Source organism: Bifidobacterium biavatii DSM 23969 (assembly GCF_000741165.1).
Classification (GTDB): Bacteria; Actinomycetota; Actinomycetes; order Actinomycetales; family Bifidobacteriaceae; genus Bifidobacterium; species Bifidobacterium biavatii.
Window position 1 is genome coordinate 32,870 of sequence record NZ_JGYN01000013.1, and the last position, 19,770, is coordinate 52,639.

At 62.8% G+C, this 19,770-nt stretch carries 17 protein-coding genes; 14 read left to right on the forward strand and 3 right to left on the reverse strand.

The window, feature by feature from the left end:
* The first annotated feature begins 189 nt into the window (after positions 1–189).
* Together msrB and BBIA_RS05460 are read left to right on the forward strand one after the other, a co-directional pair.
* Positions 190–1,176, forward strand: a complete 987-nt coding sequence (gene msrB, locus BBIA_RS05455) for a peptide-methionine (R)-S-oxide reductase MsrB (protein ID WP_033494389.1) — start codon at positions 190–192, stop codon at positions 1,174–1,176.
* 891 nt (positions 1,177–2,067) lie between these two features.
* A complete protein-coding gene (locus tag BBIA_RS05460; RefSeq protein ID WP_033494388.1) occupies positions 2,068–2,547 on the forward strand; it encodes a hypothetical protein in 480 nt (159 codons plus the stop codon).
* Between the two features lie 464 nt (positions 2,548–3,011).
* On the opposite strand, the gene BBIA_RS05470 is transcribed toward BBIA_RS05460, so the two are convergent.
* Entirely contained in the window at positions 3,012–4,181 is a 1,170-nt protein-coding gene (locus tag BBIA_RS05470) for an ImmA/IrrE family metallo-endopeptidase (protein ID WP_033494386.1), read from the reverse strand.
* 606 nt (positions 4,182–4,787) lie between these two features.
* On the opposite strand from BBIA_RS05470, the gene BBIA_RS13295 reads away from it, so the two are divergent.
* The 5 genes from BBIA_RS13295 (at position 4,788) to BBIA_RS05495 (ending at position 8,330) form a co-directional block, all read left to right on the forward strand.
* Positions 4,788–5,240 carry a helix-turn-helix domain-containing protein gene (locus tag BBIA_RS13295; protein WP_051923822.1) on the forward strand — a complete coding sequence of 151 codons (453 nt, stop codon included), beginning with the start codon at positions 4,788–4,790 and terminating at the stop codon, positions 5,238–5,240.
* A 342-nt stretch (positions 5,241–5,582) separates the two neighbouring features.
* On the forward strand, positions 5,583–6,908 hold the full coding sequence (locus tag BBIA_RS14590; protein WP_033494385.1) for a helix-turn-helix domain-containing protein: 1,326 nt from the start codon (positions 5,583–5,585) through the stop codon (positions 6,906–6,908).
* Entirely contained in the window at positions 6,905–7,489 is a 585-nt protein-coding gene (locus tag BBIA_RS13300) for a WhiB family transcriptional regulator (RefSeq protein ID WP_051923823.1), read from the forward strand. The genes BBIA_RS14590 and BBIA_RS13300 overlap by 4 nt, the downstream gene beginning before the upstream one ends.
* A gap of 44 nt (positions 7,490–7,533) precedes the next feature.
* Positions 7,534–8,115, forward strand: a complete 582-nt coding sequence (locus BBIA_RS05490) for a ParA family protein (RefSeq protein ID WP_033494384.1) — start codon at positions 7,534–7,536, stop codon at positions 8,113–8,115.
* A complete protein-coding gene (locus BBIA_RS05495; protein ID WP_033494383.1) occupies positions 8,112–8,330 on the forward strand; it encodes a hypothetical protein in 219 nt (72 codons plus the stop codon). Before BBIA_RS05490 ends, BBIA_RS05495 begins: the two co-directional genes overlap by 4 nt.
* 71 nt (positions 8,331–8,401) lie before the next feature.
* Here BBIA_RS05495 and BBIA_RS13790 read toward each other — a convergent pair whose 3' ends face one another.
* Both BBIA_RS13790 and BBIA_RS14190 read right to left on the reverse strand, forming a co-directional pair.
* Positions 8,402–8,926: a GNAT family N-acetyltransferase gene (locus BBIA_RS13790; protein WP_081892078.1), complete on the reverse strand. Its 525-nt coding sequence runs from the start codon at positions 8,924–8,926 to the stop codon at positions 8,402–8,404.
* A 20-nt stretch (positions 8,927–8,946) separates the two neighbouring features.
* Positions 8,947–9,114 (reverse strand): hypothetical protein, encoded by a 168-nt coding sequence (locus tag BBIA_RS14190; protein ID WP_156103674.1) that lies wholly within the window; start codon positions 9,112–9,114, stop codon positions 8,947–8,949.
* Positions 9,115–9,479: 365 nt separating this feature from the next.
* On the opposite strand from BBIA_RS14190, the gene BBIA_RS05505 reads away from it, so the two are divergent.
* From BBIA_RS05505 to BBIA_RS13305, 7 genes are all read left to right on the forward strand, one after another.
* Entirely contained in the window at positions 9,480–11,192 is a 1,713-nt protein-coding gene (locus BBIA_RS05505; protein ID WP_033494381.1) for a SpaH/EbpB family LPXTG-anchored major pilin, read from the forward strand.
* 285 nt (positions 11,193–11,477) lie between these two features.
* The gene (locus BBIA_RS05510; RefSeq protein WP_081892080.1) at positions 11,478–14,390 is read left to right on the forward strand and encodes an LPXTG cell wall anchor domain-containing protein; all 2,913 of its coding nucleotides are present in this window, start codon (positions 11,478–11,480) and stop codon (positions 14,388–14,390) included.
* Between the two features lie 169 nt (positions 14,391–14,559).
* A complete protein-coding gene (locus BBIA_RS05515) occupies positions 14,560–14,763 on the forward strand; it encodes a hypothetical protein (protein ID WP_033494380.1) in 204 nt (67 codons plus the stop codon).
* Between the two features lie 64 nt (positions 14,764–14,827).
* Positions 14,828–15,679, forward strand: a complete 852-nt coding sequence (locus BBIA_RS14405) for a VirB6/TrbL-like conjugal transfer protein, CD1112 family (RefSeq protein WP_160268251.1) — start codon at positions 14,828–14,830, stop codon at positions 15,677–15,679.
* A gap of 26 nt (positions 15,680–15,705) precedes the next feature.
* Positions 15,706–16,071 carry a PrgI family protein gene (locus BBIA_RS14410; protein ID WP_033494379.1) on the forward strand — a complete coding sequence of 122 codons (366 nt, stop codon included), beginning with the start codon at positions 15,706–15,708 and terminating at the stop codon, positions 16,069–16,071.
* Positions 16,072–16,073: 2 nt separating this feature from the next.
* A complete protein-coding gene (locus tag BBIA_RS05530) occupies positions 16,074–18,434 on the forward strand; it encodes a VirB4-like conjugal transfer ATPase, CD1110 family (protein ID WP_033494423.1) in 2,361 nt (786 codons plus the stop codon).
* Positions 18,434–19,753 carry a CHAP domain-containing protein gene (locus BBIA_RS13305; RefSeq protein WP_051923826.1) on the forward strand — a complete coding sequence of 440 codons (1,320 nt, stop codon included), beginning with the start codon at positions 18,434–18,436 and terminating at the stop codon, positions 19,751–19,753. Before BBIA_RS05530 ends, BBIA_RS13305 begins: the two co-directional genes overlap by 1 nt.
* Positions 19,754–19,770 lie beyond the last annotated feature (17 nt).

Here is a 19,770-nt window from a genome sequence, read left to right on the forward strand (position 1 = left end):
ACCAAGCACCACCACACATCGCGCGCCCATCTCCCGCGTGGCAGAAATAACTCGCTCCGCATCCCCCAAACGGATGATTTCTGCCACGCAATCCGGCAGCACGTGGCAGAAACGCCTCAGTGAGGAGCCTGTCAGCGAGCGTTTCCGCCACGAGCACAGGCGGGCGGAACGTGGAGTAACGTGAAGCCCATGAGCGAGAACAATGCGACGGCGAGCGCCGAGAATACGCCGAAAGACGATGCACGGACCGAAACCGCGTACTTTGCGGGCGGATGTTTCTGGGGATTGGAACGGTATTTCCAGAACGTGGACGGAGTGACCGACACGACGGTCGGATACGCGCAGTCGAAAACGGAGTCGCCCACGTACGAGCAGGTGTGCTCGGGCGAGACGGACGCGGCGGAGACCGTGCAGGTCACGTTCGATCCAGATCGCGTCACGCTGCGTACGTTGTCGCTGCTGTTTCTCGAAGTCATCGACCCGTTCTCCGTCGACCAGCAGGGCGAGGATCGCGGCCGGCAGTACCGCACCGGCATGTGGTATACGGACGAGTCGCAGCAGGCCGTGTACGTCGCCGCGCTCGAACAGCTCGTCGACCGTCAGCCGCAGCGTCCGGCCGTGCTCGTCGAGCCGCTGCGCAACTTCTATCCGGCGGACCGTCATCAGGACTATCTGATCAACAATCCCGGCGGCTACTGCCATGTGCCGATCGCCGCGATCGCGAACGTGCGCAACCGGCAGAAGTACGTCGAAAAGATCTGGGACCTGACGCTCGAGCAGTTCGCCGTGACGCAGCTCGCCGCGACCGAACGGCCGTTCGTCAACGAGTACGATCACGAGTTCGAGCCGGGCATCTACGTGGACATCGTCAGCGGCAAGCCGCTGTTTTCGTCGCGCGACAAGTTCGACTCGGGCTGCGGCTGGCCCGCGTTCAGCAAGCCGATCGACGCGGATTCGCTGACCGAGCACGAGGATCACCGCATCCCCGGCCGCGACCGCATCGAAGTGCGCACCGCCGACACGCAGATCCATCTCGGCCACGTGTTCACCGACGGCCCCGCCGACCGCGGCGGCCTGCGCTACTGCATGAACTCCGCCGCCCTGCGCTTCGTCCCGCGCTCCCGCATGGCCGAGGAGGGCTACGCCGACTGGATTCCCACGGTCGACGGCGAGTAATTGTTTCGCGCACGCGTTTCGGCACCCTGTCCGCAGGCTTGCATGCGTTCGCGTTATTCCGCGCCGATATCGGCAAGTAGCGCGGACGCATGCCGTCCATCGATCTTTCCGAGTCTGCCGCGCTCTCACTACGCCCGCTGATACGCTAGGGAATGCGGAGCGGATGCGTTCGTTTGCACTCGCGTTCCGCCGTGTCGGCCTCCGCACGTATATCAGGATTCCGCCGCCCGATACGAATGGCGTCAGGAGTTGCAAAGCCCCGGAACGTATCCAGTCCCACCACGGGGACGCTAAGCATCGTGGGGAACGCTCCGCCAAAAGGCGGGGTGGATAGTCACCGCGGTAGACGTTAAAGGCCACAAGCAAGCCGGTCAGCCCAAGGGCGCCGGCTTTTTGCATAGACTGTTTGACATAGGGGCGCTTGACAAAGACCCGGCTCCGACGAAATCCCGCTTGTTTTACGGATAACCGGCTTTTCGATAGGATGATTATGCCTGGACGGGGTGAGTCTCGTCCGTGATATCAGAATGCCGGCCTGCGCGCCGGCATTCTTGCTTCAAGCCGTTTCCGGATCATCCGTCCGGCCATTGCCCAGACGTCAGTGCTGAGGCAGCGGACATGCGCCTGAACATGGTCGCAAGTATCCGATTACAGTTTGAAAATATCCGATTAGATGCCTCGGGAATGGCATCAAACGTTGATTTTTCAACGATAAGCATCGGATAGATCATGGTTCAAACTATCCGATTAACGCAGATACTATCCGATTCGGGAACATTCCCGCCGCTTCGCAATGGACAATCGTTCTCATACACTGACATACAGCAAAGGCAAGCGACGCAGCTTACGTCGTCCCTATACCGGCGTTCTGGTCCGGAGGGAAGGGAACGGATGATGTACGGAGCAGAGTTACACGGTAATGATCCCACAGCAGATCCCTCAGCAGCAGATACGACCGCGAAACGATCATTCTCTGCTACAAACGCGATCTCATGTCGTTCGTTCGGCCACGTGCGCGGCAATGTGGATAAGATCATCCTGCAAACCACGCATCGTACGCTTGGCCTTATCGACCGTGTCACTCAGAGTCGTATCGACGTCAGGTTCGGACCAGAGTTGGACTCGATCGTGAAACAGATTCAGATGGGCATGGAGGTTGATACGCGCGGTTTTATCCGGGCCAATGACAGCGAGTTGCCGTCGATGGATGCGGAGGAACTGATGATCATCCGCGAAGGGCATCGTCCGCTGGTTACGGCCGAAGACTTGGAAGGGACGATCGGCTTGGATAGCACCGGCGGATTCGGATCCGTTGATTTCGCGTCCGCTTTGCGTGACAACGATGCCGGCGAGACCTTAGATGGGAAGTAAGTGACGAACGCGATACCGCGATTTCACAACGTTATTCCAGAGCGCCGTAGTGGATACGAACAGGATCATTCATGGAGAGATGGAGCCAATCCCTCATCGGAACTTGCAGACGGTTTTATTTAAGTCGGTGGACCAACGAAAGCTCCCCGTGTCCAGAAAACGTTGATCTTTCAAGGTTTCTTTATTTAAATCAATCATCCTATTCCGCAACAGGTTTGTTGCTCGGCCTGTCCGACGATCCCGCTCCTTCGACGGCGAAGGAGGTGGTCGCCTTCACATAGAAGAAGCCCTCTCCTTGCGAGAGAGGGCCAGGTCCGTTCGGGATCCGTGGAGGCGGCCGGTCAAAACCGTTTCCCGGATTCCAATCAAGGTAACCAAGAATGGATGAAACTCCTTGTAGGAAAACGGGTGATGGGTGCGGTAGGACTCGATGAAAATGTTCGAGTCCAGCAAAAACAGATCGCTCACTGATCCAAGCCTTTCGCCTTGAGCAGGCCGTCATAGGCGTGCATGGACCTGACGCCCAGCAGGGACAGGCCATCGGAATAGGGCAGGCTTCCCCGGTCGACACCGTCCCGGATCATGCGCACGAACCTCGTGTCCAGATGGGAAGCGTTCGTCAGGTTCTGATTGCCGCCGGAACCGGCGGCCTCCGTATCCGTCACACGCCGTTCGCTCAGGGCGCGGACCAGACGCACGTCCTCGTCACTGGCCAAGCCAAGCTTATGGGCGTGAATCGTCAATGCCAAAGCGCTCAGACCGTACCTTTTCGCGCAACCATCCGCAATGTCCTGCACGCGAGCACCATCCGCAACCATCTTCTTCCAATACGCGCGGAATTCCTGCTCGTCATCCACGACCGTCAGAACGACGGCCTGGTTGATCTTGCGTTCGACACCATTGCCGCCATCCACGGAGGAGTCGTTGTACACCTCGTTGGAACCGAGCAGCACGTGACCGATCTCATGCAGGAGGGAGAACAGCATCGCCGCATAGGAATCATTGCGATTGACGAAAATCAGCGGCGCCACGTCATCCAACAGCACGAACGCGCGAAACTCGCGCACGTCCAGACGGCGCGCATTGGACGTTCCCACCCGGGAGTCGACCATCACCATCAGACCAGCGTCGGAAGCCCTGCCACGCAGGAAACGGAACCGATCGGCACTGCTCTTATGCCGGCACCAGCCAACGTCCAAAGACAATCCCTCGCGAATACGCTCCGCAAGTTCACCCGCGGTCGCATGGGACGGCACACTGCCGACCAGCAGATTCTCCCCGAAGCCCTGCGCGATCATCTCGTCACGCGCCCAATCCTGACGGTTGCGCATGACCGCGATCGTATCCTGAAGATTCCGGCTCGCTTCGACCCCGTGGTTATCAATCGTGCGATACCGGATCAACTCATCCTCGTGGGATTCGGGAACCACGGAACGCACCAGCGCGCCAAACGGCACCTGCAACGCGGAACCGATCGCGGACAACTTGGCAAAAGACAGACTCAACGGACCCGTCTCGTTCAACCACTGCGGAAACTCAGCAAGACCATCCTTACGCGCCACAGCCGCGGGATCAGCACCACTCTGCCTAACGGCCCACCGGAGCGTGGCCGGATGCACGGTAATAGACGCCATCGCCACACTCCCTTCCGATACCGCAGACAAAAAGACCCACCACATGTCAGAGCGGCGATCTGCAACCTCGGGTGGGTATTGGTTGGTTTCATCATATCCGACCGATCGGATTCCAGCACAATCTACGGTCTTTGCTTAACCCATACTTCTCACTGGAACAGAAAAACCCTTGGAATCGTTGAAATTCCAAGGGTTTTGTTGTGCCACCGTGGGATTCGAACCCACAACTTCGAACCCACAACCCACGATTCTTTTTCAATATAGAAATGGCAGATAACGACCGATTGCGAGAAGTGTTGTAAACCGTTGAAAATACTAGGTTTTTACAGCTCTAATCGCTTGGGAGATTGTGACGTTTTTGGACGTTTTACGTCTTTCATGTTGTCTCTATGTTGTCCCTTCCAGTGCCCCTTCGGCGAGCCCGTCCCGCCACGCCGATTTTGGATTGTCTGGCGGAGGTGTGTATCTTAGTGCTGTTGCCCCTTTAGCTCAACGGTTAGAGCAGCGTCCTTTTAAGTCGTGGGTTTTTCGGGGATTAAACGTACTGCCCCGACCCGCTTCACGGATTAAATTTGAACGGTTCCCGGTCATGGAAAGCGTGTTTCCATGTCTCGGACCAGTGCCTCCGCCGCGTGCGCGTTGCCGCCGGTGTTTGCCGTTGACGGCTTCGCCGATGCCTCGCGCGTCCTGTTCGGGCGTGGTGTCGTTCCTCAATCCCATGATACCCGTTTTCTGCTGGTTCCCGCCTCGAACCGTGGCATAAGCGTGCCTGACGGGCAGGGTGCGGCAAGCGAACGCGAGTTGCGTCGTGACGGCGTGACCACGCGCCGCGTGCGCATGCTGATGGGCGAGCCGAATTATGTGAGCTACGCGGCGCTGGCTCGTATCATGCGGCTGTCGAAGTCGTCGGTGACGGGCAAGCTTAACGGCGACATCAACTGGACGTTGCCCGACATTCGGCGCATCGCGTCGCATTTCCGCGTTTCCAGCGACTGGCTGCTCGGCCTGTCTGACGATCCCGTTCCTTCGACGGCGAAGGAGGTGGTCGCCTTCACATAGAAGAAGCCCTCTCCTTGCGGGAGAGGGCCAGGTCCGTTCGGGATCCGTGGAGGCGGCCGGTCAAAACCGTTTCCCGGATTCCAATCAAGGTAACCAAGAAAGCCCGAATTTTGTGAAGAGAAAGGAAGGCTTTCGCGGTGCAGACAGAGATTGGATTCTTATGTCTTACAAGCAGGATTGTATACCCGCGCGCGTGACCGTCATCGTGTGCGGAAGCCCGGAAACCCACGGTTTTGAGGGAAAGTCTTATATCACGGTTTCACCGTATCTCGACGAATCGGTCAGCCGCGCTGACCGGTTGCGGCGTGCCGTGGCCGCGCATCCGGCGGGAGGTGAGCGCCGATGAGCATCCAGGCATTGAGCCGCGTGTTCACGCTCAAGCGGCTGATCGAGGACCCGTACGCCCAGCTCGTGCTCATCAACCTCGCCGACAACGCCGACGAGCACGGGCGCAACTCCTTCCCCGGCATCAAAAAGATGGCCAGGAACTCGTGCATGTGCGAACGGTCGGTGCAGCGCAAGCTGCGCTGGCTGGAGGAGAACGGCTTCATCCGCAAGTCGGAAGCCACTGAGGTGATCCAGTACCTGCCCGAGTATAAGCGGCCGACCGTGTGGGAAATCTGCATGGATCGCGACGAGACGCTGCCCGCATCATCCGATCGCAAACCACGCGGGTCCCGAAAGGGCGAAGACCCGACGCGAGACGGTGCAACGGGCGATGATACCGCGCAGGAGTTCAATACCGGCGGCTCAGATGACGAACCCGGCGTATCACAGACACCCGGTGCATCACAGTCACCGGGTGCAGGAGAAGCACCGGGCGGCAGCAAGACGCCCGATGCATTGAGGGTCACCAGCCCGGTGACCGTGCAGTCATCCAAACCATCCTATGAACCTATTACCCCTCTGTCCCCTAAAGGGGACATCTCCCCACGGGGAGATTCGACCGAGAAGGTCACACCAACCACCAGTCAATCATCCGACGCATCGAACCGCGATTTTGGTGACGACAACGTTTCCGCATTCGATTGCGATGCGCTGTTGCACGGTTTCGCCGAACTGCTCGCCAGCGAACAAGTGATGGCCAAGCCAGTGCGGGCACGAGATCAACGCGCTGCGGCGAAACTGCTTACGGAACACTCTCAGATGGAAATTCTGGAGCTGGTGCTGTGGACCGTCAAGAATCCGTTCTGGCGTGCGAAAACGCTGAGCATGACCGAGTTCGCGCGTCATTGGGAACGCCTGCGGCAGGAGCGACGCGGCGAGATCGAACAGCGACAGATCAGGGCCAAACGCATCAAAGCCGGGACCATGCCGGCGAAAGACGAGGAGGAGAAAGACCCGCATGCCGCGGTGCTGGTCTCGTGCGAAACCGCCACACGGTGCCCGGTGTTCGGCTACTCGTCGTTCCAGCACGGCAGATCGAACAGTCGAATCGCGTTCGCGCAGAACCATCTCAACGGCTCCATTCGCCGGGACAAGTGCCCGGTATGCGCGTACGACGAACGCAACCTGGCGCTGCACGGCAACGCGCGCACCACGGAAGCCGTCAAGCGGGCGCGAATCGAGGCCGACGAACAGACGAAACGCTGGAAGGAACACCTGCGGCGGAAGGAAGAGCAGCCGGCCGAGTTCGACAGGATGCTGAGCATGGAACGGAACGCATGATGAACGGGTTCCGTCCCACCGGCAAGCCGGCCGGCAAACCGGCACGCGACCCGGGCGGCGACGAGTGGATACACACGTCGATGCTGCCGCCCGGCGGCCTGTGCGCGCAGGCGCAGCTCGACCTGTACGACATGATCTGGATGGAACTCGACGCCGCCGGCAACTCACGTCCCGACCAGATGCTGCGCGGCGCGGCCAAACGCCTGTGTGCGCAATGCCCGATGCTCATGCCGTGCCTGGCCCGCAGTCTGCTGCGCCCGGTCACGCACGGCATCCTCGGCGGCATGACCTACAAGGAACGCCAGTACGCGATGCGTGTCGTCATCGTCCACGACGTCCTGCCCGGCCGCAAGGCCGCGGACATCACCCAACCGTACCGGCTGCTGCTCGACTGGCTCGACGCGCACCCCGAAATCCACAGCATCGTACGCAACCGGCGACGCAACGAACGCGCACGCAAAACCGGCAACGGCGAACCGCTCGGACGGCCACGCAGGCTCACCCGGCTCAAACCAGGCGAACGCGATCCACCGGACACGTCCGACGAACAGGCGCAGCCGGACACATCCGCAAAGAAATAAAGAAATAAAGAAAAACACAAAAACATACACAAAGGGAGACCACCATGAGAATCGCCATCGCCAACGCAAAGGGCGGGGTCGGCAAGACCACCATCGCGCAATACCTGTGCCACGCGCTCGTCCGCGACGGGAAGAGGGTCACACTTCTGGATGCCGACCCGCAGTACTCCGCGACCCTGTGGGACAGGATCGCCAACCTCAGCAACGAAACGCTGCCGTTCAACGTGCGGGCCGCTTCCGGTGACGAACTCGCCGCAATCCGCACCACGCCGGGAGAATGGCTCGTCATCGACGCGCCGCCCACGCACGCGGGCCTCAAGACCGCGCTCGACATGGCCGACTTCGTGATCGTGCCCACCACCGAATCGCCCGTCGATCTGCAGCAGGCATGGGCGACCGTCAACGCGGCCGGACGCACGCCCGCCGCCGTACTGCTCAACCGCGTCGAAACGAACACGGTCGCGTTCCGGCAGGCCATGCACGCGCTCGAAACGCAGGATACGCCGCGATTCGACACAATCGTGCCCAAACGGCAGGAGATCAAGACCAGTTTCGGACACCGGCCGACCAAACTCTGGGAATACGGCCTCGTCCTGCACGAGCTGAGACGGGCGGTCGGACGATGAAGGGGAACCTGAGCTATCTGCCCGCCGAACGCGAGATCACGTCGGTCGACGACATCTACCGCGAGGAACCGGCCAACGACCCCTACATGGTCACCAGCATCAAGATCCGCACCTCGCTGCGCAACCGCATCAAAGCGGCCGCCGGCATCAAGGGCATCCGCATGCAGGACCTCGTCGCCCAAGCCCTCGCCGAATACCTCGACCGGCACGAGTGAAGTTATTGCTGGTGCGCCGCAGCGGAGACATTCCTTGCAGTCGTACCAGCAATACAGCCAATCGTGATGGATCAGCGTCTCGCCCATAGGTTGAACACGAAGCCGTGACGATCCTTCTCATATGTGCGGATGAGCTGGTATCCGAACGAGGCGAACAAATGAGCGCTGGCACGGTTGTTTTCATCAATAGTGGCGATGAACACCGGGTTTAAGTCACGTTGGACGGCATCGCGGGTCGCAACCGCCATCGCGTCGCGTAAGGCCTGCGTACCTAATCCCAGGCCTCGGAGCCTGCGGGATACAGCGATCACCGCGATTTCGTACACCCCGTTACCCTTATGCGCTACCGCACAGTATGAAGCCAGATTGCCGGTCTCATCGTCCACGCCCACGCGAATCCAGCAATCCTTGTCGTGATATATCGGACTGTTATGGATGAGACGTTGCACCAAAAGCGCCCACGGTTCCGGATGAAGCTGTGATCCTTTGACCCATCGTCCGTCAATCTGACGGTTGGCCGGTACGGGATCAGTGCAAGAGAAACTAGTGAACCGCGACTGATCGGACTTGTCGGCGAAACGAAAACGAACCGGCACTCTGCTGCTCCGTCAACGGCTCAAGCGTAAACCTGTTCACGAGGAGACGGGACAGCGCCCGGCTCCGCTTCAGAGGATTTGCCGAGAAATTCCAACACATCCTGCGGCAGGGGCGCATCGCACAAACGCAGATAGTCGCATTCGGCACTGTCCTTATCCACCGTGTACAAATCAACGAGTTTTACCATGACACGCCTCCTTTCGTAAAGATATGCTACCGCACGTCATGGTCCGGCATCAAGGGATTTTTCCTGAAAGGAAGTCATGCCAGATCCACATAAACAAAGAAATACGAACATAAAGAAATGCTACGAAACTACCGGCTGATGGGTGGTATCGGGGACGGTGACGATTATCGTGGTGGGACCACGAAGCCGTGGCGGGCGGCGACAGGATGAGGGGTGTGCGGTCGGGCCAAGGGTGGTTCGGGTAAACGTTCCGCACCTTCCCTCTCATGACATGGCCGCGCCGTCGGGTTCTCTTCCTTTCTCTTCCCCGTCGGCGCGGTTCGTGCCTTGGTCTCGGGGGATGCGGATAGTGAAGGATTCCGATCATGTTCTCTTCCCGCAGGTTCGGCCGGCTGCTGCGCGTGACGATGGCGGCCGCGCTGCTGCTGGCCACAGTGTCGGCCGGAGGCATCGCCCATGCCGATGAAACCGGCGAGACGACGCCCGTATTGGGTGATTCGATCACGCTGAACGCCGGTCCGGGCTCGTCGCTGAATGGCGCGAACTTCAAAGTGGTCAAACTCGCCGGGTTCGCGATCCAGGGGTCCGCTGTGACGGTGCGCACCGAGGATACAGTGCGCGGCGATGTGATCGCCTCGCTGCCGAAAGTCGGCGACAGCGAGTACCCGGCCGGCGCAGGCGATGCCGACGGCGAAACGGCCAGCGGGACGACACGGGGCAACGGTGGCGCGGCGGACACGGGTTCCGGCGGCGAGGATCCGATCGTGTGGCTGGCACGGCAGGGCGATGCGAAGGATTCCCCGGTTTGGCGGCTGTTCGCCGATCGCATGGCGGCCACCGTTTCCGTCACGGATGCGCCGGTCATGTCCGGCACGACGACGCCCGCCGACGACGGCACGATTTCCTCGGTCATATTCGCCGGATTGCAGCCCGGCCTGTACCTGCTGGAGGATGCGAACACCGCGTTGACCGGTACCACGCGTTCGGCGCCGATACTGGTCGGCACGGCGATCACCGCCGCGAAACCACCGATCGGCAACGCCGACGGCACAGCCGAGATCAAGAACCAGCGCGTCACGATCGGCAAGAACATCATCAACGGCGATGATGCGACGCTGACGGACGACCGCAATGTGGGCGATATCGTGGACTATCGTATTGAAACCCTCATCCCCGATACCACGAAATACACGAATGATGCGGCCAACCCGTACGTGTTCCGCCTGGCGGACACCCTGTCGAAAGGCCAGCGGTTCAACGATGACCTGTCCGTCACGGCCAGCAAGGACGGACAGGCATGGCGTCCACTCGACGGTGACGATTACACGTTGCAGGCAAGCGAGTCCGATGGCGGCACGGCAACCACGATCGATCTCGATCTGAGCGCATGGGTTTACACGAATGGCCGTGACGGCATGGCGGGCGGTTTGCTGCGCGTCGACTATTCGGCCACGCTCACCGAGCATGCGACGATCGACGGCGACGGCAACACAAACACGGTCATGCTCACGTACTCGAACGATCCGAAAACCAACCAGACCGGAGAGCTCACGCCTCCGGACACCACCGTGTACACGCACGGCTTCCAATTCGACAAGATCGGCGAAGACGGCAAGACGCCGCTTGCCGGCGCGACGTTCACGCTCTACACGGCGGACACGTTCGCGGACGACGCCAAGTACCGTCGCGCCGACCGTCCCGACGAGGACGTGACCGCCACGTCCGACCGCAACGGCCTCGTGAGGTTCGACGGTCTGGCCGCCGGCACGTACTGGGTGCGCGAAACCGGAGTGCCGGACGGCTACCGTGACCTCGACGTGCGGTTCAAGGTCACGATCACCGCAGATCCCGGTAAAGCGGCGCTGGTCGTGTTCGAGCGCGTGCCCTCACTGGCTGATTCGCTCGTGCAGATCGAGAAGAACGGCCTGCTGTTCGTGCTCAACGTCACCACGATCACGAATCTGCCCTTGACCGGCAGCGGCGGCATTGTCCTGTTTCTCGTCATCGGCGGCCTGCTCGCCGCCGGCGGCGCGGCCATCGCCGTCATGACCCATCGCAAGGGACGTCTGCTCAAATAAACGCTCCACGACCGCCCCCGTTGCGCAACCCTACGGAATCGCGCGACGGGGGCTTTCGTGTTTTCTCAAGGCATACGGCACTCCAATATCCGCTCGGGACCACGGGCGACGGATGCGGGGCCGGATACTGGCTGGCGTGCGGTGGGGCGCCAATGGTGGGCTCCGGTCAAATGATCCGCACGGGCTTTCCGGTTCGTCGTTCGCCGTCGCGGGTTTCTCTCTCCCTTTTTCTCGCGGCGGCGGCCTTCGGCCGGGGCTGGCTCCTCGTGAAAGGGAGTGTTCCATATGGGCGTGTTGGGAAGGAAATGCTGTGTCTCGGCGGCCATCGCCGCGGCGGTGTGCCTGCTGGTGTCGCCGATGCTGGCGTTGGGGTCGCCGGACGGCACAGCCGGCGCCGGAAGCGGCGGCGTGGTCGGCGGTACGGCCGGCGGGCGTGGCAATACGGCGGATACGGCGTCGCTGGGCTGGTATCTGCCGAACAAGGCATGGGTGCGCATGGACGACGACGGCGTCTGGCAGATGGTTTCCGATCCCGAGCGGGATAATCACGTCGGCGCGGACGGCATGTCGTTCCTTGACGGCGACGTGGTCGCGGCGGCGGTGAATTTCACGGTGCCGTGGTGGGATGAGCCCACCCGGTTGGAGCTGGTGGACGATTGGACGCTGGTGGACCGGTATCTCGATGTGCGGGACGTGTCCGAGGTACGCGTGTACGTGGCCGAAATGGACGAATACGATGCTCCCTCGCTGGATGGCATCAACGTGACCGGCGAGGATGTGACCGACCGTTTCGACATCGTCTCGGAGGGCATGACGGTCACGGCGAAGGCGACGGCCGAGTATCTGGCGTCGCTGGACCTGAGGGAACGTCGCAAGTCGTTGCAGTTCTCGATGCTGGTGCCGTTCGACGTGAGGTTCGACGTGCGCGAGGATCTGCAGCGGGACATCGACGCGATGCGCACGCGCAGCGGGTCGATCGACAATACGTGCAGCGATGGCAAACACGAGCTGGTCAACCGCGGCGGCGTGTTCTGGGCCGATCACGAGTATTGGGAAACGAACGAGCCTCGCCTGTGCATCGTGCGCCCGGAGTTCGACAAGGATGTGACCGCGAGCGAAACGGAGGGCGGCGACGGGTCGAGCATTGACGGACGCAGCGTGCTGCCCGGCCAGACGGTCACCTATGAGCTGGAATTGCAGGTGGGGGCCGCATCCGACTACACGCTGCGCACGCTGGAGTTCGTGGACGAGTACGACGTGCGCACGACGCCGGTCAAGGAGAGCCTGACGGTCATCGATGCGCGTGATGGTGTGACGGTGCCGGCCGAAGCGTACGACGTGGAGTGGGACGACGCCGGGCACAAACTGTCGGTCTCGTTCCGGCGCGACTGGCTGGACGAGCATTGGGATCCGTACACGGGTCATCGGTATCGGTTGGAGTTCGACGCGACAGTGTCCGAGGATGCGGCCACGGACACGGTGATCTCGAACCGCGGCTGGGTGACGTTGAACAATTCCGGATTGGAGTCGAACGAGGTGACGAACCGGCCGGTCGACCCGCAGCCGGTCAAGCAGGACACGCAGGCGGACGCGTCGGTGGACATCGACGGCAGGACCGTACTGGTCGGCGACCGCCTGTACTACCGGATCACAATCGACGCGGCAGGTTTGGCCGACCCGGCGTATCCGGTGCGCCGGCTGGGCGTGATCGACGACTACGACGAAACCGTGCTGGACGTGGACGAGGCCGGCATCCAGATGCTTGGCGAGCAGGGCGCGGACGTGACCGACCTGGTGAACGTGCAGGTCGCCGATGGCGTCGTCTACGCGTTCTTCAAGACCGTGGACACCACGCTTGCCGACGGAACGGTGCTGCCGGGCGATCCGCAGCCCGCCGATCTGGCCGAATACGCGCGGCGTGAACTGTCCGCGGAACGTGACGCGGGCATCGACCAGTCGCTGCTCGGCAAGACGTACCAGCTGGTACTGCCGATGACGGCCATCGCGGCGGCGGACGGCGGCTCGGTCGAGAACACGGCCGTGCAGGTCACGAACAAGCGCCGCGCGGTGTCGAACACGGTCACGAACGTGCTCGCACAACTCGACCCGTTCAAGGACGTGACGGTCGACGTCGGCGCGGACAGCGCGGACGGCATGAGCATCTACAAGGATCAGCTGTTCCTCTACCGGCTGGACTCCTCCCTGCTGCCCGCGAACCGCGCCTACCCGCAGGTGACGCAGTGGCGCATCGACGACGATTACGACGAGTCGGGCGATGAATACGCCGGCCAGTGGGCCGTGTACGCGGCCGAGGACCTGCACGACGCGGCCGGCAGTGTGATCGCGGCGAAGGGCTCGCGCATCGCGGGCAGCGGCTTCGATTCCGCAAGGTTCGGCGGCGACCTGTTCTCTCTGGACATGCGCGACGGCTCGTTCACGGTCGCAGCCACGCAGCGCTATCTCGACCTGGTGTCGGCCGACGGCGCGCATGCGCAGGCATGGCGCGCGTACGTGCAGTTCCGACGGGTGAAGGCCGGCGAGTTCTCCAATACGTTCACGGAGACGCTGAACGGCGTGGAACGCCCGTCGAACACGGTGACCACGCGCACGTCCGAACGCTCCCCGTCCGTGGGCGTGGAGAAGTTCGACGAAGCGTCCGGCCTAGAGGCGGGCGACCGCGACGACACGAAGGACGCGTTGGAGATCACGGGCGACGGCACGGTGATCGTGTTCCGCATCACGAACACCGGCGACGTGCCCCTGACCGGTCTCGAACTGTCCGACGAGACGATCGCCGGCGACGGCACGGTCACCGACCTGAAATACCCGGACGGTTGGGCGACGCTCGTATTGCAGCCGGGCGAATCCGTGGACGTGACCGGCATATTGACCGGCGTCACCGACCTGCACACCGATCGCGCGACCGTGCAGGCCGCGCCGGTCATCGAATGCGTGCCGAAGGACGACGACCCGTTCGACGACCAGCCCGCGCAGCCGGTCGAACCCGGCACGGTGTGCACGGACACGCCGATCACGAGCGAACCGGACGACTGGAGCGCCTACATGAAACGCATGCTGCCGCACACCGGCGTCGATCTGACCGGCATCATGGCGGCCAGCATGCTCGTCCTGCTGATCGGGTTCGCCATGCTGCGCATCGCCCACGCGCATCGCCGGAACCCGGTTTCCGACAGCTGACTTCCGCTGCGGCCACGGCATCATCCGCATGACCGCAACGGTTCCTACGGGGATGCCGTCGACCGTCAGACAGGGTCGGCGGCATCCCGTCGCCAAGGCCGTCCGGCTTTCGACAACACCGAACGGCCGTCCACTCACCGTTGAGTCCCATCACCGCAAAGGAGCCGTCATGGACACGATCACCACGATTCTCGAACTGCTGCAGAAGGCCGCGCTGCTGGGCGGCGGCATCTGGAGCGTATGGGGTGCGATCACCCTGGCCGGAGGTTTGAAGGACCATTCCGGCCCGCAAACCCAGTCCGGCATATGGCAGCTGGTCGGCGGCGCGGTCATCATCGCCGCGGCCGCCCTGTTCGCCAACCTCAGCTTCTGAACCTTCATTGTTCATCGAACACCCAATCGGCAGCGGATGACCGTATGGAACGGGAGGTTTGATCATGGCGGACTTGGTGGAACCGTGCGTGAACATGCTCAACGCGATCGGCGGCGGCATTGACGGCAGCATACTCGACCGGCTCGCATTGGGGCCGGCCGAGTTCAACGCGAGTCTGTACGGCATGGCGGGATCGGTGCATACGAGCGCGGTCAAACCGGTGTCCGCCACCATCGCCAGCATCGTGTTCACGCTGGAACTGGCCCGCGCGGCGACCCGCGCGGACGGCGACCGCGAACTGGGCGTGAAGATCATCGGCGGCGTGCTGCTCAAATGCGCGCTCGTGCTCCTGTTCGCGTCCAATGCGGCGCTGATCCTGCAGGGCATCGACGCGGTCGTCTCGCAGATCGTGTCCGCCGCGTCGGGCGTGCTCGCTGCCGCGCCCGGCAGCGAGACGCAACTGCTGGGCGATCAGATGCGCTCCGCGATCGAGGATGCCGGCCTCATCGGCCAGAGCGGGCTCATGGTGCTGGTATTGATCCCGTTCATCGCCTCGCAGATCGCCGGCGTGGTGCTGCTGGCGGTCGTGTACATGCGGTTCATGCAGATCTACATGCTGACCTGTTTCGCGTCGCTGCCGATCGTGTTCATGGCCTCGGAGCATACGCGCATGATGGGCGTCGGCTATCTGAAACGCTACGGGCAGGTCTCGTTCCAGGCGATCACCCTGACGGTCGGCGTGATCCTGTACCGCACGTTCGTCGGCGAGGCGCTGCGGCTCGACGGCTATGTGGACGGCGGCGACCTGTGGCAGTACATCATCGCGAACTTCGGCACGCTGCTGTTGGGGGCGATCATGCTCGGCTGTCTGGTCATAGTGTCCTCGGCCACCGCCAAGGCCGTGTTCGGCGAATAGACGCGAGATCAGGGAAGGCGGCGGCGATGGCGTTGGAGATCAGGATCTACAAGGAGATCACGGCCACCGAGGCGCGGGTCATGTGGGGCATGAGCTGGCGGCAGCTCGCCGCGGCCGCGATGATGGGCTGCCTGTCGACGGGCGTGTGGCTCGTGTTCTGGCGCCTGCTCGGGCTCCCCGACATAGGCCAGTACGTGGTGTTCCTCGTGAACCTGCCGTTGGCCGCATGGGGTTGGCTGCGCCCGAAGGGGCTGAAACCGGAGGTCTGGTTCGGATACGTGATCGCATGCCGGTTCGGACAGCAACGGTATTTCATCGACGGGCCCGCACGGCCTCGCCGACGGGAGCGAAAACGAGGCAGGAAGGCCATACGCGAACGAAAGGACGGATGATCATGGCACGACGCAAACCGGCAGACAGGCAGGGGCGCAGGATTCGCCGGCGGCGGGAGCGAGGGTATCGCACGGCGAAGGAGCTGATCGGCTACGAGGCGATGCTCTCCAACGGGATCGCGTATCTGGGCGACGACCGGTGGAGCGTGACCGTGCGCATGTCCGACATCAACTATGAGACGGCCACGCGCGAACGGCAGGCGCAGCTCATCAACGCGTGGGCGGAGTTCCTGAACACGTTCGACGGCTCCACCCGGCTGCAGGTCACCTGCGTGACGCGCACGCTCGACGCCCATGACGTGATGTCGATGGTCGGTATGCGATTGGACGGCGGCCCGTTCGACGCGCTGCGCGCGGAATCGAACCGGATCATGCTCGCCAAGCTCGGAGAACGCTCCCGCAACGCGGTCACCGACAAATACCTGACGATCACGATCACGGAAGAGGACCCGGAACGCGCGCAGGCCACGCTGAACCGACTTGTCAAAACGTCCGAAAGCCAGCTTTCCACGTTGGACGGATGCAAGATCACGCCGCTCGGCCGAGGCGAACGACTGCGCCTGCTGGCCCTGCTGCTGCGTCCGGGCGAACCGTTCCGCTACGACGACAAGCTGGTCGAATCCGGCCGCGCCACGTCGAAGGACTTCGTCACGCCGTGGTGCGTGGACGCGACGGACGCGCGCGTATTGCGACTGTCGAACGCCGCGGGCGACACGCTGCGCTCGACGTTGTGGATACGCGACTTCCCGCCGATCATGTCCGACCGGCTGATCGCCGAACTGACCGGTTTGAAGACCGAAGGCACGGTGTCGATTCATCTCGCGCCGTACGATCGCAGCGTCGGCGCGGAACTGGTGGACCGCAAGATCGCCGAAATGGACATGCAACGCCTGGAGGAGCGCCGCAGGAACATGCGCCGGCACATTCCCGCCGACGAACTGCCCGCCGACCTGCGCGACTCGTTGGAGGAGGCGCATAATCTTCGCGACGAGATGCGCCGGTCGAACGAACGGCTCGTGGAGGCGCTGGCGGCGGTCACGGTCTCGGCCCCCACACGCCCGCTGCTTGACCAGCGGGTCAAGGACGTGCTCGCCGCCTGCCGCAAGCTCTCCTGCACGGCCGAAACCCTCGCCTGCATGCAGCTCGACGGGTTGAACGCAAGCCTGCCGTTGGGCGTGAACCCGCTGCCGATGCGACGCACGCTGACCACGAGCAGCGCAGCGATCATGATGCCTTTCACGAATCAGGAGATCATGGACGAGCAAGGCGTGTTCTATGGGGTCAACGCGCGCAGCGGCAACGCGCTCATGGTCGACCGCACCCGCACCACGATCAACGCGAACGGGTTCGTGCTCGGCACCACCGGAAGCGGCAAATCGCAGGCCGCGAAGGCCGAAATGACCGCCTTGTTCCTGTCACGGCCCGACGACGATCTGATCATCGTCGACCCCGAACATGAGTACGCGCCCCTGTGCGAGGCGCTGCACGGCGCGAGGGTGATCGTCAGCGCCGGTTCCGCCGACCGCATCAACCCGATGGACATCACGCTCGACGCCACACTGGACGGCGACCCGATCCGCACGAAGGCGAACGCGGTCATCTCCATGATCGGCGCGCTCATCGGCGGCTCCGACGGGCTGAACGCCGCGGAACGCTCCATCGTGGACCGGTGCACACTGGGGCTGTACCGCGAATACCGCAACAATCCCTCCCTGCCGCAACCCACCTTGGCCGACCTGCATCGCAGGCTCGTGGCCAGCAGCGAGCCGGAGGCGCGGGGGCTGGCGCTGAGCCTCGAATCGTATACGCTCGGCAGCCTGTCGGGCTTCGCCGGCCAGACCACCGTGGACACGTCCAACCGGTTCACCGTGTTCGACGTGGCCGCGTTGGAAGGCGAATTGAAGACGTTCGGGATGATGGTCGTTCTCGACCATCTGTGGAACCAGGTCGCCCGCAACCGGAAAGCGGACCGGCGCACCTGGATCTATGTGGACGAGTTCCACCGCATGTTCTCCAACAGGTACGCGTCCGAACAGTTCCTCGACATGTTCAAACGCGCCCGCAAATGGGGTCTCGGCATGACCGGCGTCACCCAGAACATCGAGGAACTGCTCGCCAGCAAGGAGGCGCGGTTCATGCTCGCCAACTCCGCGTTCCTGCTGCTCATGAACCAGACGCCCACCGACGCGGCGAAACTGGCCGACATGTGGCATCTGTCGCCCGAACTGAAGGAACGGTTGGGCGGCGCACGCCCCGGCGAGGGCCTGCTCAAGGCCGGTGAGGCGTTCATCCCGTTCGACGGGCGCATCCCGACCGATTCCACGCTCTACCGGCTGTTCACCACGAAATTCGGGGAGACCTGATGGTCGAACTCATGGACCCTCGGACCGGCACCGCCGGCAAGCTCACCTCATACACCGGCCGCATCCGCGAAGGCGAAGGACTGACGGGCCGACTGCGCTCGACCACGGTCAGGCTCGCCGGCGACGCCGCCGCGCTCGGCCGCAACACCATGCAAACCGCGACAGAGACAACGGACGAGCATGAGGAAAACGGTATCGACCCGGCTGACGCGATCCTTGATGTCGGGCAAGGGCTGCGTTCCGCCGGCCGACTTGTACCAAACACCGGCAGACGCGGCGGGCAACATGTTCGGCGACCGACGACCACGACGGAGCCATTGAACGATATCGCCGATGCCGAACCGACCTTGGATGTCTTCGCGGAACCGGCAGACGGCGGGCCGATCATGAACGGTCCGGCTCGTCATACGCCTGTCACGTCGTCATCCGGCACGGCTCCGAGCCCCACTGCCACGCTGAGCACGCCGCCCGGCAGCACCCGCGGCGTCGCACGCCGGCTCGCGCAATCCGGAACAACAGGCGGGATGCGCCGTGCGGGGAACACGGCGCACGGAACGGCCGGAGGCATACGTTTCGCGTCGCCATTGTCCAGATTCACGCCCGGCTCCACGGGTTCCGCGACGCGTGGCACCAGAAATACCGCCAAGGGAGTGGCGAAGGCGGCGGACGGCTTGTCCAATCTCATGCGGGCGGCCGTCGACGGCGCGCGCAGGATCATGGCATCCGTCGTTTCGGCCGTGACGGGCGCGGTCGGCATGCCGGTGTTCCTATTGGCGACGGCCGCGATCATGGTGCTCGCGACGCTCATGGCGCTCCTGTCATGGCTGCCCGGCTTCAACGCCACGCAGCAGGGCTGCGCCGGCGGCGACTGTTCCGTCACCGGCAGCGTGATCGGCTCGCTGGAACCGCCATTGGTCATGAACGGCGACGATTCGGCCGTGAACGTGGACGCGATGAACCTGCCCGAAATCGTCTCGTACGAGCGCTGGCAGTGCACATGGTGGGGCGCGTCCCGACGCGAGCAGATCGGCAAGCCCGTCGACCCGTGGATGGGCGACGGGCACATGTGGCGTGCCAGCGCCGAACGGTTCGGTTATCCGATCGACAAGGCTCCCCGCCCCGGAGACGTCATGGTCTTCCAAGCGGGCACGCTCGGCGCCGACGACTACTACGGGCACGTCGCCATCGTCGAGGAAGTCAACGAAGACGGCGACATCATCATCTCCGAAAGCGGCGCCGCAGCAGCCCGCGTCACCCTGCGCACGCTCACCGCGCAGCAGCTCGCGGACAACCGGGCGAACATCGACTTCATCCACTGACCGAACCACATCATGCA

Bases quoted from the DNA above. Each gene is read 5' to 3' on its own strand.
- BBIA_RS05505 (WP_033494381.1), top strand. From the start codon at position 9,480: ATGTTCTCTTCCCGCAGGTTCGGCCGGCTGCTGCGCGTGACGATGGCG.
- msrB (WP_033494389.1), top strand. From the start codon at position 190: ATGAGCGAGAACAATGCGACGGCGAGCGCCGAGAATACGCCGAAAGAC.
- BBIA_RS14590 (WP_033494385.1), top strand. From the start codon at position 5,583: ATGAGCATCCAGGCATTGAGCCGCGTGTTCACGCTCAAGCGGCTGATC.
- BBIA_RS05460 (WP_033494388.1), top strand. From the start codon at position 2,068: ATGATGTACGGAGCAGAGTTACACGGTAATGATCCCACAGCAGATCCC.
- BBIA_RS14405 (WP_160268251.1), top strand. From the start codon at position 14,828: ATGGCGGACTTGGTGGAACCGTGCGTGAACATGCTCAACGCGATCGGC.
- BBIA_RS13295 (WP_051923822.1), top strand. From the start codon at position 4,788: ATGTCTCGGACCAGTGCCTCCGCCGCGTGCGCGTTGCCGCCGGTGTTT.
- BBIA_RS05515 (WP_033494380.1), top strand. From the start codon at position 14,560: ATGGACACGATCACCACGATTCTCGAACTGCTGCAGAAGGCCGCGCTG.
- BBIA_RS14190 (WP_156103674.1), bottom strand. From the start codon at position 9,114: ATGGTAAAACTCGTTGATTTGTACACGGTGGATAAGGACAGTGCCGAA.
- BBIA_RS05510 (WP_081892080.1), top strand. From the start codon at position 11,478: ATGGGCGTGTTGGGAAGGAAATGCTGTGTCTCGGCGGCCATCGCCGCG.
- BBIA_RS05490 (WP_033494384.1), top strand. From the start codon at position 7,534: ATGAGAATCGCCATCGCCAACGCAAAGGGCGGGGTCGGCAAGACCACC.
- BBIA_RS14410 (WP_033494379.1), top strand. From the start codon at position 15,706: ATGGCGTTGGAGATCAGGATCTACAAGGAGATCACGGCCACCGAGGCG.
- BBIA_RS05495 (WP_033494383.1), top strand. From the start codon at position 8,112: ATGAAGGGGAACCTGAGCTATCTGCCCGCCGAACGCGAGATCACGTCG.
- BBIA_RS05530 (WP_033494423.1), top strand. From the start codon at position 16,074: ATGGCACGACGCAAACCGGCAGACAGGCAGGGGCGCAGGATTCGCCGG.
- BBIA_RS05470 (WP_033494386.1), bottom strand. From the start codon at position 4,181: ATGGCGTCTATTACCGTGCATCCGGCCACGCTCCGGTGGGCCGTTAGG.
- BBIA_RS13300 (WP_051923823.1), top strand. From the start codon at position 6,905: ATGATGAACGGGTTCCGTCCCACCGGCAAGCCGGCCGGCAAACCGGCA.
- BBIA_RS13305 (WP_051923826.1), top strand. From the start codon at position 18,434: ATGGTCGAACTCATGGACCCTCGGACCGGCACCGCCGGCAAGCTCACC.